Source organism: Chryseobacterium polytrichastri, assembly GCF_900142445.1.
Lineage (GTDB): Bacteria > Bacteroidota > Bacteroidia > Flavobacteriales > Weeksellaceae > Chryseobacterium > Chryseobacterium polytrichastri.
The window spans coordinates 45,086-61,865 of sequence record NZ_FRAV01000005.1 but is presented as its reverse complement, the minus strand read 5'-3'; the positions used below and the strand labels follow the sequence as shown (position 1 = coordinate 61,865).

9 protein-coding genes are annotated in these 16,780 nt (G+C 33.7%); 4 read left to right on the top strand and 5 right to left on the bottom strand.

Going from position 1 to position 16,780, the window contains the following annotated elements; translation table 11 throughout:
- Positions 1-38 precede the first annotated feature (38 nt).
- From tamL to ccoN, 4 genes are all read right to left on the bottom strand, one after another.
- Positions 39-2,366 (bottom strand): translocation and assembly module lipoprotein TamL, encoded by a 2,328-nt coding sequence (tamL, locus tag BUB80_RS04255; protein ID WP_073291258.1) that lies wholly within the window; start codon positions 2,364-2,366, stop codon positions 39-41.
- The gene (locus BUB80_RS04250; RefSeq protein WP_083547052.1) at positions 2,366-7,396 is read right to left on the bottom strand and encodes a translocation/assembly module TamB domain-containing protein; all 5,031 of its coding nucleotides are present in this window, start codon (positions 7,394-7,396) and stop codon (positions 2,366-2,368) included. Before BUB80_RS04250 ends, tamL begins: the two co-directional genes overlap by 1 nt.
- A gap of 294 nt (positions 7,397-7,690) precedes the next feature.
- Entirely contained in the window at positions 7,691-8,578 is an 888-nt protein-coding gene (locus BUB80_RS04245; protein WP_073291254.1) for a cytochrome c, read from the bottom strand.
- Between the two features lie 18 nt (positions 8,579-8,596).
- Positions 8,597-10,876, bottom strand: coding sequence for a cytochrome-c oxidase, cbb3-type subunit I (ccoN, locus tag BUB80_RS04240; RefSeq protein ID WP_073291253.1), 2,280 nt, complete (start codon positions 10,874-10,876; stop codon positions 8,597-8,599).
- A gap of 190 nt (positions 10,877-11,066) precedes the next feature.
- Here ccoN and BUB80_RS04235 point away from each other — a divergent pair, with 190 nt between their 5' ends.
- Together BUB80_RS04235 and BUB80_RS04230 are read left to right on the top strand one after the other, a co-directional pair.
- Positions 11,067-11,363 (top strand): helix-turn-helix domain-containing protein, encoded by a 297-nt coding sequence (locus BUB80_RS04235; RefSeq protein ID WP_228433681.1) that lies wholly within the window; start codon positions 11,067-11,069, stop codon positions 11,361-11,363.
- A gap of 202 nt (positions 11,364-11,565) precedes the next feature.
- Positions 11,566-12,204, top strand: coding sequence for an HdeD family acid-resistance protein (locus tag BUB80_RS04230; protein WP_073291251.1), 639 nt, complete (start codon positions 11,566-11,568; stop codon positions 12,202-12,204).
- Positions 12,205-12,334: 130 nt separating this feature from the next.
- On the opposite strand, the gene BUB80_RS04225 is transcribed toward BUB80_RS04230, so the two are convergent.
- On the bottom strand, positions 12,335-13,060 hold the full coding sequence (locus BUB80_RS04225) for a polysaccharide lyase family 7 protein (RefSeq protein ID WP_083547041.1): 726 nt from the start codon (positions 13,058-13,060) through the stop codon (positions 12,335-12,337).
- Positions 13,061-13,576: 516 nt separating this feature from the next.
- Between BUB80_RS04225 and BUB80_RS04220 the strand changes: the two genes are divergently transcribed.
- On the top strand, positions 13,577-14,998 hold the full coding sequence (locus BUB80_RS04220) for an amino acid permease (protein WP_073291247.1): 1,422 nt from the start codon (positions 13,577-13,579) through the stop codon (positions 14,996-14,998).
- Between the two features lie 304 nt (positions 14,999-15,302).
- Positions 15,303-16,778 (top strand): tyrosine-type recombinase/integrase, encoded by a 1,476-nt coding sequence (locus BUB80_RS04215; RefSeq protein WP_073291245.1) that lies wholly within the window; start codon positions 15,303-15,305, stop codon positions 16,776-16,778.
- Positions 16,779-16,780: the final 2 nt, after the last annotated feature.

Sequence of the window (16,780 nt, the reverse complement as noted above, 5' to 3'; positions counted from 1 at the left end):
AATTGTGTTTAAATAAATCAATATTAAAAATCAGAAATTTAAAAAGGATATCCGATTGCTATATTTAAAATAAGATTATCTTTTCTCCAAGCTGCATTTCCGAAATCGATTTCGTTAAATGTCCATCGGTCTCCTTTTTGATAATATGGAACTCTCAACGGCATAGCCAAATCTAATCTTAAAATCAGGATAGAGAAATCAAGTCTTAGACCAACTCCGGCTCCAACGGCAATTTCATTTAAAAAATCTTTGGTGAATTTTGCTCCTGGTCTTGAGGGATCGTCACGTAATAACCAAATATTTCCAGCATCAACAAACGCTGCTACATTTAAAAACTTATAAAGATTAGCACGGTATTCTGCATTGAATTCTAATTTAATATCCCCAGATTGATCTATAAGGTAGCCTTGTTGAATGGTTCGGGGATCAAAGCTTCCGGGACCTAAGGTTCTTGCGCGGAATGCACGAATACTGTTACTTCCCCCTGTGAAAAACTGTTTAGAAAAAGGAATAAACTCTGAGTTTCCATATGGATAAGCTATACCCCCAATAAATCTGCTGGCAAATGAACTCTTTTCTGTAAATTTATGGTAGAACCTTACATCATTTTCAATTTTTGCATATTGACTGAATGGGATTCCGAAAATTTCTTTTTGTTTATCTTTTTTAGCATCGGCACCTGTTACTAACCCTGTAATAGTTCCTGCCAGATCCAATGTACCTTTGTAGTAGAATGTATTGGTTCTTGGAAGCATTGTATTGGTGTAGGTATAGCTGTAGGTAGGCCCGAAAATAAGTTGTTTGGCGACCACTCTTCGCATGGCATCATTATTTAAAGATAATGAATCATATAAGTGTGTTACATTGGCAGGAGAAACTAAAGTAATATCTATTACTTTTAGCTCATGCTCTTTTTTGACATTCTCTTTCCAAACATATCCGAATGAGGCATTAAAATTATTGAGCTTATAATATTCTGTACGGTTCAGTAATTCATACCCCAATGTTATATTGGTTCTCGGAACAAAAGCACTCGAAGAATTGAAACGAAACGGCGCAACAATTCTTGGAATAGAAAGCTGTACATTGGCTCCCGCACGGAAAATATTTTTTGCATTTTCCTGACCTCCCATTTGTACGTCAAAAGCGCCATACACAGCAGCTTTAAATTGCTCAGCTCCTTTAAAGAAGTTTCTATGAGTCCAGTTGAGGTTCAATTCACTTCCTGCATAATTTGCAGAATTTGTTCTTCCTAATGCTTCGAGCTTTAGGGATTGAATTTGCCTTGGTGTCAATAAATAATACGCATCAAATTTATGATTTAGCGAATCTGAAAGTACAAACTCATTTTTCACAAATTTAAAAACACCTAAACTGATCAAGCGGTTTAGAGATAAATTATGATTGGAACGGTTGTAAAGATCTCCTTTCTTAAAGTATAATGCTCTGTCGAAAATCTTTTGTTTAAATTTATGTTGAGGATCAATGATGTAGATGTCGTCATAGGCATGTTTTGAAAGCGAATCTACATCCATCGGAACTTTATACTTGCCCTGCTTTACATCCTGAATGTTGTAAGTAGGGAAAACAATCACATTATTAATCGTAAATTGTTCAGTTGCTAATCGTGGGGTATCATCTTTTAGTTTAACATTCAATTCAACTTTATGCCCTTTGTTCACGGTACTGTCTGCCTGAACAATAATGTTTTCCGGACTGAAATAATAAAATCCTCTTTCTTTTAAGCCGTTATCAATACGGTCTCTTTCATTTTTAATAACATCAAGATCAAATGGATTTCCTGATTTTAAGAATGTTTTATTGGTGAAAGTCTGAATTTCTTTATTAATAAGAGATGAATCTTTTTGAAACTTAACATTGCTTATTAAATATCTTGCGCCCGGTCTTAGCTTATAAATTACCTGTGCTTTTTTGTTTTTGGAAACCGTATCATAAGTAACCTTTGCATTAAAATATCCTTTATTTTCAGAATAATTCTCAATAATTTTTTTGTTGAATTCACGGTCTACATCTCCTAATAAAACAGGCTTTTCGCCTATTTTATATTTCAACCAATAATTAAAACCTTTGTCTTTTTTCGGTTCTTTGGCAATGTTGTAAAAATATAATTTCGGACGTAAGCCTAATATCTTTGAATTGGGTTTTGGAACTAAGTTGGCTTCCAAAGCAGCTTGAAGTTCATTTTTATCTTTTTTGGAGATCGTATCATTTTCTATTTTTACTTCCCCACCGGTGTAAAGCATTTGGCCTTCCTTCAGAAATTTGGTATTACTACACGAAAGAGTAACCGCAGCAAATCCCGAAGCGAGCAAATATTTATAATATATATTCAATTTACTTTTCATTATTTAAATTCTACCACTTGGTTATTCTTATTTTGTTTTTTTTGTCTTTCCTTTTGATTTTTTTGGAAAATCTCACGGAATTTATCATAGTCTAAAGTAATCACAAAACCTACTCCTGTTTCTATGATCTGCCCTTGAAGCGTTACCTGATATTCATCTTTACGATACGCACGAAGCATATATCTTCCGTCTTTTGAAAGGCTATAATCTACCGTTACGTTTCCTGCAATATTGGCGGTGTTTTCATTTTCACGAGCCTGGCCTTCCAATGCGAAGTTACTTCCTACCGAAACTTTTAGACGGTCATTTAGTAGCTTTTTACTAACCCCTACATTAAGATCTGTTCTTGTGTTTTTTTTCCCGCTTGAGTAATCTTCAGAAGAATCAAGACCTAAATCAATATCCACTCCTTTAATCAAACCTGATGCAAGATTGTTCAATTGTTGAGAAAGAAGCTTACTTACACTTTGTCTTGCCATTCCTTCAGCAGACATTCCTGCGCTGGATTCAAATGGGTTTTCACCAATGAAACGACCTAATAAAAGTAAAGCGAAAACTTGTTTATTCATTTCAGATTCTTGCGTTCTGAGCTGAGTAAGTTTTGTATTTACAGTTTCTGTTACTTCTGATGAAACTGCATTATTCTTATCATCTGTTGTTATATCAAAACTTATTGCAGGCTTCAATAACTCACCTTTCATTTTTAGCAATGTATTGAAAGGGATTCTTTGTTTATATTGATTCAATTTAGATGCATCATCACCGGCTAGTTGTTGCTCAACCAGATCAAGAGGAGGAGCCTGCGTTTTATAGACGGCAGTAATATCCATAATTCCCATGGTAGGCTCTCCTGTCCAAGTAATTGTACTTCCTTTTTGGATGTCGAATTTACGTTTCAAAAGACTTACAGAGAGGTCATAAGATCCCTTTTCTACTTGGTAAACCCCGACAAGAGTCATTTTCCCGGAAGGGTCAACTCCTCCTGTTAATTCTGCTTCCCCCTGAAGTTTTACAAAATCTCCATTGGCTTTATCAATGATAATAGACATTTTAGCTTCTTTGCTTACTTCGATGTTCACACTTACATCCATTCCTTTAATGCGGCTTTGTGCTTTCAGAGAATCTGCTTTAATGGTTTTGTTTAGCACCACCTGATCCTGATCAATAAATTCTACAATGCCGTCTCTTTCCTGTAATGAAGGGCTGGTTTGCGGAAGAACGAAAGAGAAATCTGTATTATCAGAAACAGCTAATGTTCCATCTACTTTTGGTAAGTCTAAGTTACCTCGAATATGCAATGCAGCATCAATCGCCAGAATTCCATACATCATGGCATCATTGGACTTTTCTGAGTTCACTACTTTGAATTTTTTGGCATTCAAATCAAGATTGAAAGCATAATCCCTATAATTCTGAGTAAGAACTTCTCCGTTAATCACAAGAGCATTTCCGTCTTTGTCGTTTATTTTAAATGTATTGAATTCAATTCCTTTACTCGTAAAGTCTATCTCATCATTCAGTTTTCTGAAATCACTTCCTGTTTTTGCAATCTCCAGTCCAACGTCATTGAATTTTACTTTTCCTAAAATATTGGGCTTATCTGTATTTCCAGTAATTTTCAGATTTCCTGAAAGGTAACCTTCCGTATTGGTAATGGCATTCATAGAGAATCCTTGTACAGATTTCATTTGAAGTTTATTAATCGCCATATTCATATCAAATGTGCTGGAAGAAGTATTGTAGTCTCCCAAGATCTTTACATCGTTGTTATTTCCTGAAAGGGCAATATCAGCATTTAAAAGATTCGGTGAAGTATTGTTCACTTTTACGGCAAGATTTCCGATGGCATTTCCATAGACGAATAAATCTGAAACAGTAAGATCAGAAGTGAAGGTCATATTTTTTGTAAGATCCCGAAGTTGGGCGGTTCCGTTGATGGTTCCTTTTGCTAAAACGCTATCTTTTTTAATGATCTCGGTGATGGTTTCTATTTTAAAATCCTTCAATGAAATATTTAAAGGGCTGTTTGGGGAATTGGTTTCCGATTGTAGCAAAATTTCACTTCCTGCGTAAGATAGTTTGAAGTTATCTGCTAAAATTCCTTTATCACTTATCTGGATTTTATTTCCTTCTCCAACGGTCCAATCATTGTAATTTAATTTTAAACCATTCGGGTTTAGCGAAATTTCGGTAATGTCATTCAATGATTTTGCATTCCCGGCAATCAGGAATTGAGTGACATCTTTTTCGTCTTTTGTGGTGATGTTATAGTTAATGATATTATTGGAAACATCTCCGTTGACGTTTATTTTATTTAAAGCTAAACTTGAACTTTTAAGAGCGGCTACACTAAAGTCGTATTGCAACGCATGATTTTCATTCGTGACTTTTAACGCCGCATTTTCAATGGAATTTTCACCATATAACAATTGTGGAATTTGTCCGTTGAGTTCAATTTTTTGAGAATCGGCATCATAGTTTCCAACTAAATTAATCGTTTCAAAGCTTTTCAAATCCGGAACAAATTTTCTAATCACATCATCATTTTTAATTTTTGCATTAAAAGTGAAGTGTTGCCCAGCATCAATTTTTTGAGCCTTACCAGGTTTTTGGAACTGATAATACTGATTAATTGTATTGGCTAAAGATCCGAAGATTTGTGTCAGTTTATATTTTCCATTTAATTCAACATCTGCAATCTGGGAGTTGAACATAATTTTTGTGGAATCATTCGTTGAAGAAGCTTTTAAATTGAGTTCCTGAAGAGGGTATACCTCTTTCGTATCAGAAAAAGCAAAGTTTTGAAGATTTAAATATCCATTTAAATTGTCGGGATCAAGACTGGTGAAATCGCCATCAATTTTTCCTCCGATAATCATTGGTTTATCATAGAAACCAAGCTTGTTTAAGTCTAATTTAATAATCTCTCCATTTACTTTTACGGTAGGGTTTTTCTCATTGTAGATTCCGGATGCTGTTAGTTGTAGATTGGCATTTGGATCTTTCGAGTTTAAAACAACATTATAAACCCCACGATTGATCTTTCCAGTAAGATCCATGTTTTGATAATGATAACCTTTATAAACTGCTGATGCGACATGACCCTTTAAGTCTGCATTTGCATTTTTGAAATCAAAGCTTTCTCCTTTTGCGGAAATTTGAGCAGTGATGGATCCGATATCTTTATTCTGAATAAACTTACCAATTTGTAAACCTTGAAGATTAGCTTTTACATCATACAATTCATGGTTTTTTCTTCGCATGTCTACTTGAGCAATAATTGCAGCGTTTCCAAGAGTGGAGTATAGATTAAGATTGGTATCCACAACTTTAGTGGTGCCTTTTGCCGTTCCTTTTATACTGAAATTAGAAGGTAAAGAAATATTTGATGGAATGGTATTCTTCGGAACTAAATTATAGATTGTTTTTGCGGATGAAGAAAGTTCTGCAATTTTCAAATCATAATACAGGTTATCAGGATTCATTGCATTTTTAATTCTTCCTGATGCAGCAACACGTAACTGATCTAATCCTGAAACTTTTAGATCTTTGATCAATAAATCATTTACAATTCCTTTTACATTGGCATTTACGCTCAATATCGCATTTGGATATTTGTTGAACGGAACTGTATTTTTTAAAGTAGGAACCAAATTAAGGATATCAGAAAAACCAATTTTAGAATCTTTAATATTCGCTGAAATTTGTATCGCTCCGGGGTTTGAACTTAATTGTTCGATGGAGTTATAATTTAAAATAACCTCATCTCTAATCAATGTTTTTGGAGTCTGTAGATAAAGATCTTTCAGGTAAGCTTCTTTTTCGCCATACACAAAATCGGTGTTGAATTTTTGAATATCCAACCCTCTTGCTTCCTGAATTTCTGCTGAATTTACTGTTCCTGCAAAAGTATTGTTCTCCATCTTAAAGCTTCGGACTTCAACATTCATTTTGGAAAAATTCATGTGGTTGAAATCCATTCCCTGTTTTGTAGGAGCAATGGCGGTATTGTTATACACTACTTTTACGTCATTCAGGACCAGTTTTCCTAAAAGCAGTTTCATTGCTTTTTCTTTGTCGGAATTGGTTGAAGGTTCAGGTTCTTTGGTGTTTTTTGGATTGGCATTTTGTGCCGGAAGATATAAATTAGCATTAACGTCTGCTCCAGAAAGAACTACATTTCCAACATTATAAGCATTGTTCTCTAAATCTAACTTATTTACTTTTGTGCTTAATTCTTTAAATAAAACTTTCGCAAATGTTTTGGTATTATCGTCTCCGTAATCAATATCGAAATTGGTTAGCTTAATTCCTCTTAATCCAATTTGCATTGGTTTTTGATTGTTAAGAGAATCTACTTTTTTTACTACTTTCTTAGTAACTTCTTTTACAAGATCCTGCTTAAGTTTTAATTTTAATCCGTCAAGATTAATGTCATTAACGGCGTATGTATTTTTAGTTAAATCAAACGTTTTAACCCTTGTATCAAAAGATTTAAAATAAAGTTTAATATCATTTCTTGATTGCTGATCATTAAAAGTAACTCCAATATCTTTTAAATTAATTTTATCAAGAGAAATAATAAATGGCTTAGATGAGCTTTCTTGTTTATCTGTTGTCGCAAAAGCATCAATAATATAATCGAAGTTGAATTTGCCATCCGGTTTTCTTACCACATTGGCGCGAACGCCTTCTAAATCTACAGAAGTAATATCTGCGGTAGAATTGATAAGTTTAAGCATATTTAAACCTACATCCAGTTTTTTTACAGCGAGAAGTGTATCTATATTTTGACCTTTTAAATACAAATTTTCCATAACAAGGCTGTTTGGAAATCCTATATAAACCCTTTCAAGGCTTACTTTTGTTTTGATTTTTTTCTCAAGATAGACAACTAGTTTGTCTTTAATAAAGTTCTGGACTGCCGGAAGTCTTAAACTGAATATAAGCAGAGTGAGCAAAACCAATATTGAAATAAAGGTTATTGCAATACGCTTTAGGATCTTTTTTGTATTAAATTTTTGTTTCAAATGTGGAGTGATTTTGTAACAAAGATAATAAATCATTTTTCATTGAATATTAAATTTCTTTGTTGTGGTACCACTTTCAAAAGTGTAAAAATCCTGCCTTGACTGCCTATTATGGAATTTAGTCTAGTTAGTGAAGTGAATTAGTTGATAAGAACAGTCAAAGCATGGATTTGAGTTAATTTTTTAGAAGCCCCCTTTTTCATTATTTACTATTGAAAAGTTTGTATAAAAAATAAATATCAAATTAGGTTTCAAAAGGGGGCATACCTTGGTATAGGTGTGAGATAATAAATTTTATTCGTTTGTATTTTCCCATTTTACTTCTTCTCCCTGTGGTGCAGCACCTCCCTGAGCTTCTGTAATGGGGGTTGTTTCCTGATTGATATGATAAACATAGGCTGCAATTTTTTCGGCATCTCTTCCTGTGATGGTTCCTTCTTTAATGAAAGGCCTCATGGTAGGATTGTTGGGAGATCCGTTTTCAAGCATCCAGAATACGTTTTTAAATAAGCTTTTTTCTTTAATGTTGATCCAATGAGTATCCGTAAGATTAGGACCAATTCCGCCTTTTCCACCTTCGGAATGACAGGTTACACAGTTGGTTTTAAACAGTTGTTCTCCTTCTGCGATATTGTCTGCACTATATTTTGCGGTTTCCAGATTAATCTGTGGGGCTGTTTTTTCATATTCGGTGATAGATGCCAACATGGTTTTAGTTTCTTTGTTTAGTTCAGCTTCTGGATGCGCATAATCTGTGAAAGCAAAAGCAAATAAATAGACGACGCAGAAAACACATCCAAACCAGAATAAACCAATCCACCATTTGGGTAAAGAATTATCAAGCTCTGTGATGCCATCAAAACCATGGTCAATCAAAATATCTTTTTCTTCGGTTGCAGATTGCTTTTTAAAAGCAGAATTCCAAAGCTTCTGATAATATGGAATATTCTTTTCACGCAAATATTCTTTTTTTTCCTCTTCAGATAATCTGCTGAATCTTTCATTCTCAACCAGATCTCCAATAGAATTCATGATGAGAAGTAAAATCGTCGTGATCAATATCAATGTCCAGAAAAAAGGAGAAGTAAAGTATTCTGAATCTTGAGCAAACATTTCGAATGCTAGGATCGTTAAACCAATTGTTGCAGCAATGTATATTGAAATGGGGGTTCTCGTTTTCATTGTAATAAAATTTAATGATTACTCTATGCTTGCCGTTTTGATCTCTGTGGTTTTTATATCGGTTCCTAATCTTTGCAGATAGGCGATCATGGCTATAATTTCTCTCTGTTTAAGCGGAACAAATGAAGTTCCCTTGGCCGCTTGATCTTTTTCTACCTGATCTCTTACATCAGTAGCTTCAGAATAAATTCTTTTAACGATAGCTTCCGATTGGTTATCTGCCCATTTGCCTGCAGAATCTATTTGAGCTTTTGTGTAAGGAACATCAAAACTATTTTTCATTAATTTCATTTTATCTACCATTTGAGAACGATCCAGCTTATTGGTGATCAACCAAGGGAAACGCGGCATAATAGAACCTGCAGAAGTAATTCTTGGGTTATACATATGTTTAAAGTGCCATGAATCCGGGTTTCTTTCTCCTTCTCTGTGTAAATCTGGTCCGGTTCTTTTTGATCCCCATAAGAATGGTCGGTCATAAACGAATTCTCCGGCTTTTGAATACTGCCCGTTTTTACCGTCGAACCTCATCACTTCATCACGGAAAGGCCTGATCATTTGTGAGTGACATGAGTTACAGCCTTCACGGATGTACAAATCTCTTCCTTCTAATTCTAAAGGTGAATAAGGTTTCACGGCGGTAATTTCAGGAACGCTTTGCTTAAGAGATAGGGTAGGGACAATCTCTATTAATCCTCCAATTGAGATCACTACAAAAGCTAATATGGATAATAATTTTGGTGTTCTTTCCAGCCAAAGGTGTGCGCCTTCGCCTTCTTTTCTGCTGCTTCCAATATTGGCTAAAGCAGGAGCTTCTGCAGGTACATTTTTTTGGAATGATCCGGCTTTGATGGTTTTAATAACATTCACAACCATTAAGATGGCACCTGAAAGATAAAGCAGTCCTCCTGCAAATCTCATTTTAAAGTAAGGAATGATTGCTGTTACGGTATCTAGCCAGTTTTTATATAATAAAGTCCCGTCCGGGTTGAATTGTTTCCACATTAGTCCTTGCGTGAAACCAGAGATGTACATTGGGACAGCATAGAAAATAATTCCTAACGTTCCCAACCAAAAGTGCCAGTTGGCTAATTTTTTAGACCAAAGTTGGGTTCTCCACATCACAGGAATCAAATAATAAATAACTCCGAAGGCCATAAAACCATTCCATCCAAGGGCACCTAAGTGAACGTGACCAATAACCCAATCTGTATAATGTCCTATTTTATTTAATGATTTGGTTGCTAAAAGTGGACCTTCAAAGGTTGCCATCCCGTAACAGGTAACGGCTACAACGAAGAATTTAAGGATAGGGTTTTCTCTTACTTTATCCCAGGCGCCTCTTAAAGTTAAAAGTCCGTTCAGCATTCCTCCCCAAGATGGAGCAATCAGCATGATAGAGAAACCTGTTCCCACCGCCTGAGCCCAAGCCGGTAAAGCGGTATATTGAAGGTGGTGCGGACCTGCCCATAGATACACAAAGATCAATGACCAAAAGTGAATAATAGACAACTTATATGAGAAAACAGGTCTTTCAGCAGCTTTCGGCATAAAATAATACATTAGACCTAAAACTGGTGTAGTTAATACAAAGGCAACGGCATTGTGGCCATACCACCATTGAACCAAAGCATCTTTTACTCCTGCATATACAGAATATGATTTCCAGCTTGTGAATGATAACGGAACTTCAAGATTATTAAATATATGAAGCATTGCCACGGCAATCCAGGTTGCGATATAGAACCAAATAGCTACATAAAGATGTCTTACCCTTCTTTTGGCAATCGTTCCAAACATGTTGATCCCGAAGATGATCCATGAGAATGCAATTAAAATATCAATAGGCCATTCGTGTTCTGCATATTCTTTTGAGGTATTGATTCCCATTAAAAAAGTAATCACCACCGCTACAATCATTATTTGCCAAGACCAGAAATGTAACCAGGATAGTGTATCGCTGTACATTCTTGTTTTTAATAATCTCTGCAGGCTGTAATACGCTCCACAAAAGAAGGAGTTGCAGACAAAAGCAAAGATCACGGCACTGGTATGCAGCATTCTGATCCTTCCAAATCCCATGGCACCTTGTGTATTGATCAAGCCTTGAATATTTCCCGAAGCCAAACTTTTAATAGTGGTATCATCTGTTCCGAATAAAAACTCAGGTAATTCTGGGTAGAAAAGCATTAAAGCGGCAGTAAGACCGAGTAAAAATCCGACCAAGCCAAATACAATAGTAGCATACAAGAATGCTCTGACAATATTATTGTCATAATTAAATCTTTGCGTCTCCATAATTCCAATTGTGTGTACTGAAGTGATATTTTTTCTTTCTTATGGTTTTATTGGGTGAATTTTTAAACCAAATTTTATGATGAAATAAATATCATGTAGCGTGAATAATGTTTTGCCAAAGGTATTTATTAACTTTGTTAGAGGCTATTAGATAAACTTCTAAAATATACCGAAAACTACTAAAACAGAAATGATGAAAATATGTGGACAAAACATTAGAAAAATTAGAAGAGGTAAAGACTTTACCCAAGAATATATGGCTTTTGAAATGGGAATTTCACAGAAAGCCTACTCCGATATTGAAAATTCTAAAGTGAAGATTAACCTCGATATTCTAAACAAGATCTCAGGTATTTTAGACATAAAGCCTTCGGATATCTGTAGTATTTCTCACAAATGCGGAACAGATAGTTTTGAAGATAAATACCACGAGCTTCTACAATATATGAAGCAAAATAATATTTCTATTCCTGAAGAGCATTTATAATGAAGTAATAATAGGTGAGTTTTGTACATCTTTATAGTATTCATTTGATATTTTGATTATTTTTTCTGGTATTTTCTGTAAATTGGTAACGATACATATTTCAAGTATTCGTGAGAATTACAGATATGGTGTGTTTGATATTTTAGCGGACAAGCCGAAAACCGCATAACAAAGTAGGCATCATCAAAAAAATCAAATTAGTATGTCAAATTTATTTCAATCCCTTACCAACACGATTAAACACTGGTATATTCCATTAATCTTTGGAATTATTTTTCTTTTGTGTGGTATTTACGTGTTTACTGTTCCTCTTGCTGTTTATGTAACACTATCTGTTATTTTCAGTATTTCATTTTTAGTTTCAGGAATTACAGAAATTTTCTTTTCACTGCAGAACAGGAAATCCCTGCAAGGCTGGGGTTGGTTCTTGGTGAGCGGATTGCTTACTGCGGCAATCGGATTGTATTTAGTAAGGAATCCTCAGATTTCAATGGTTGTTTTACCTTTTGTGATAGGAATTACCTTGCTTTTCCGCTCATTGCAGTTATTAGGATTTGCTTTTGATTTAAGAAGTCACAAAATAGCAAGTTGGGGAAATGTGGCATTAACGAGTGCCGGAGGTATTATATTTTCTTTATTGCTTTTATTTAACCCCATATTCACAGGCTTTTCTTTGGTTACATTAACGGGTATTTCTTTTATCTTTATTGGTGTTTCTTCCATATTATTGGCATTCGATTTGAGAAAGTTGAAAAATTTCCCGGCGAAGGTAAGTGATGAGCTAAAAGCTAAAATAAAATTATTGCAAGACGAAATTGATGATTTGAGAAAAAGTAAATAAGTATTCTTTGATCAAAACGATATATAAAAAGAAGCCTCTAAACTAGAGGCTTCTTTTGTTTTTTAAAGGTGAAATAGAAAATATATTGAACCAGTAATTTGATTGTAAATCTACTATCTGCTTATTCTTTTTATTTAATAGTAACGCTATACACCGCTATAAGTCCGGAGGTTACAGGTTTTGAATTATCTTGTAAATAGTTACCCACTTTAAAATATACAGATTCGGAGGTCCAGCTATCTCCAAAAGTAAACGTCTGAGATTGATCATTTACTGTAACGGTTACCGTATGATCAGATTGTGAAATCGTATAGCTGAAAACCTGATTCAAGGGTACATTTTTCAATAATGTAAAGCGTTGCTCTTTGTCGTTCACTTCTTTTTTGAAACCTATTTGTAGATCTCCATTATTCCACCATAATTTAGCGGCTTCAGTTCCTTTGGTATGCCCATGTATTTGTCCGATAATGATTTTTCCGGAGCTTGGTTGTTGCAATACCGCTAGTTTTACAGACATTTCATGCTGTCCGGCGAAATGCCATTCATTAATTTCACGCAATTCAGTTCTTGGAAAATGGGACCCTTTAGTAGTCGTACCATCCGATTTACAAAATAGATGCATGCTCTGGTCTTTGGGATCCAGGTAGAAATAATTGGAACTGTACTTGGCTAATTCTTTTCCTTTCTTTTGCATGATGCTGCTATTTTGCTCAAGGGGAAGTTGTAACGTAAAGGGCGTTAAATCGAATTTAGTTCCTGGTGCAATATATTTTTCCTGGGCATTTACTGCACTTGTCATCCCTATTAAAAATAATAAAAGGGATATTGATAGATGATTTTTAATAATTGTTTTCATAAGATTCTACATTATTATGATCTAAGTGATTATTAAATAAAAAACTTGTTTAAACTTTTTATTTTAACCACAAAAGAGATAAAAGATTAGCATATTATTTATTTAAGTTCATAATGAAGTGCAAACAAGAACACATAAGTTTAAAAAAATCTTTGATTTTTATTCTTTTGTAAGCTTTGTTTTCAAATAGTTCAACTTTAAATGATTCAATAATAGCTTTTGTATCTTTTGTGGTTAAATTTTTTAATTAATTTAAACAGGCTTAATATGTTTTCTTGACTAATTAATAAAAAAAAATAAATACTTTGTATTTCTTAGCAACCTATTTTTTATGATTACGCCTTATAAAAATAAGATTTTACTTGAATTTAGAGGGCATAAAATAAAACTAGAATTTATTTTTTAGGGGTAAAATATTCAATTCAGTTTCAATAATACATACAAGAATCATTCAACTTTGTTTTAGAGAAGGTGGATTCTTGAAGTTTTTATATATTTAGGCAATTAAATTATTCTATGAGCGACGAGCAGAAAACCGAGCAAAACGGAACCTTGGTCAGAGGACTAACCAATCGACACATTCAATTAATTGCCCTTGGAGGCGCTATAGGGACGGGATTGTTTCTTGGAATTGGTCCGGCAGCGGTTTTAGCAGGACCATCAGTTATTTTAGGATATGCGTTGGCAGGAATTATTGCCTTCTTTATTATGCGACAATTGGGAGAAATGGTTGTTCAGGAACCTGTTTCGGGAAGTTTTAGTTATTTCGCTTATAAGTATTGGGGTAAATTTCCGGGATTTGCTTCAGGATGGAATTACTGGATTCTTTACATTCTGGTAAGTATGGCCGAGCTTACCGCCATTGGGCATTACATTCATTTTTGGTGGCCCGATATTCCACTTTGGGTTTCTAGTTTATTCTTTTTTATCTTAATTAATGCCTTGAATCTGGCTTCAGTAAAAGTATATGGAGAAACCGAATTTTGGTTTTCAATTATAAAGGTAGTTGCTATTATCGCGATGATTATTTTCGGTATTTACTTATTGATAAGTGGAACGGGAGGGAGCAGTGCAAGTGTGACGAACTTATGGAATGATGGTGGTTTTTTCCCCAAAGGATTATTCAATCACAGTGAAAAAGGATATTCGGGACTCTTTGCAGCAATGGCAATGATCATGTTTTCTTTTGGTGGATTAGAATTGATCGGAATTACCGCTGCAGAAGCTAAAAGTCCTGAAAAAACAATTCCTAAAGCAACGAATCAGGTGATTTATAGAATCTTGATTTTCTATGTAGGAGCGTTGATTATTTTATTCTCATTGAGTCCGTGGAGAGAGATTACAGAAGGGTCAAGTCCGTTTGTAATGGTTTTTCAAAACCTGAATGGGTTGGAGTTTACGATGTTTGGAAAAGTCATTCAATTTAATATATTGATTGCTAATATTCTTAATATAATTGTATTAACAGCAGCTTTATCTGTATATAACAGTAGTGTTTACAGTAACAGTAGAATGCTTTTTGGATTGGCACAACAAGGAAATGCACCGAAGTTTTTACAGAAATTAAATAAAAATCACGTACCTATTAATGCGATTCTTATTTCTTCTTGCTTTGCGGGAATCTGTATTATCATTAATAAACTAGCTCCAGAAAAAGCATTTGAATATTTAATGGCTTTAGTGGTTTCTACATTAATTATCAATTGGCTGATGATATGTTATACCCACTTAAAGTTCAGAAGAAGTAAAATAGCAGCGGGAGAGAAGACGAAGTTTCCTTCCATATTCTATCCAGTATCCAATTATATCTGTATTCTGTTTTTAGTGGCTATTTTGGTATTGATGAGTATTACAGGAATGGAAATTCAGGTGATTTTAATTCCAATATGGGTAGCCTTTCTGTTTGTGATGTATAAATTATATAAACCTAAAAATTAGAAGCTCTATAATAGAGTCACATAAGATTATATAAAAGGATGGATTTTTATCTATCCTTTTTTTGTGCCTTTATTAAAAACAAAAAACCATCCTTAAAAAGGATGGTTTGTAGACCCACAGGTTATATCACCTATGAATTTTAATTAATAATGAGTGATTTTTATTAATTGTAAGTAATTGATATTCATTTTAATGTTGTTAATTGGTATTCATTAAAATTAACCAAAATTAAATATTTACCTTGACCTGTACCTTGACCTTTGGTTTGATTTTTGCTTATTTATGACGGACAATTACATTCAAAATGAAAGAAGAATTTAACAGTGAATTAGGTACAATCAGATACTATTTAAAAGATAAAAATTCTATTGAAGCTACTTTATTGAAGGGAGCTTATTTATTTAAAAATTATAATATTGGTTTTAGTACAGGAATTAAAGTGATTCCAGTTAAAGAATGGAACGAAAACGAAAAGATTGTAATTGCAGGAAAAAACAAAAGAGATTACAACGATAAGTTAAGTAAATTCAAATTATCTGTTATCCAGTCCCATAAAAATTTTAACGAAACATATAATAGAATCCCCACCAAAGAGGAATTAAGAGGTATTGTTAATTCAGCAATCGAGGGAAGTGGCACAAAAGCTATCAGAAAACAAAAGAAAAATTTTGAAGAAATCTATCAGGAGGTTTTAGAAATTATTGAAACTCGACAAAATAATGCTTTGGAAGCTATCAAAAGGGGAGAATCTGTTAAAACCCTGCATAAAAGTTATGCTTCCTCTTATAAGGTTGCGTATAGAGAACTAAAGGAATTTGCAAAGGAAAAAGGATTGATTTTAGATATTGATACATTTGACGAACAAATATGTTTAAATTTTCAAAACTGGCTTATAAAAGTAAAGAAACTGAAACAGACTACTATTAAGACCAGAATTAAAAGAATCAGTTTGATTTTGAAAAGGGCTTTTGAAAAAGGATATACAGACAAAAGGGCTTATTTATTAGATGAATTTAAAATAAAAGTTCCCCCTACTGTTTCCACAAGTTTAACAGAAAAAGAAATTACTTTATTGTATGAGTTCAATTTTACCCAAAATAAGAGGTTGGAAAGGATAAGGGACTTATTCGTATTGGCGTGTCATACTTCCTTGAGATTTAGTGATATTACAAGATTGCAAACAGATCATATCAGTATTGATGAAGAAAGAATCAATATGGTTTCTCAAAAAACAAGTACAAGCACCCACTACAAAAATTTGAGCTTTTCATTTCATGGCTATACCAAAGAAATTTTAGAAAAATACAGCTATGATATTCGACAGTTGGCAATATCCAATCAAAAAACTAATGAATATTTAAAAGAACTGTTAAAAGAAATTCCTTATTTTCAGGAAAAAGTTTTGAGAATTGAAATCTTATCTGGAAAAGGGATAAAATTTACTGATATTGATTTTATCAAAACAATAGACTTTCATACAAGCCGTAGAAGTTTCTGTACCAATCGTTATTGTGAGGGATGGGAATTACTGGAAATATGGGATTATACAGGACATTCCAACGAATCAACATTTAAAACCTATTTCAGACCAACTACAGAGCATGAAAAGGTAAGGCGTGATAATATTAAGAAAAGAAATGAAAAGATAAAAAATATTGACTTTAAAGAAAAAGAATTGGAGCAATTAAAAAATCAGATGCAGGAAATTTTAAAGTATCATAAAAAGGGAGATTTGGTAGAAATGGGTAAAATAATTGAACTGAATCACAAAATTTCATAGTA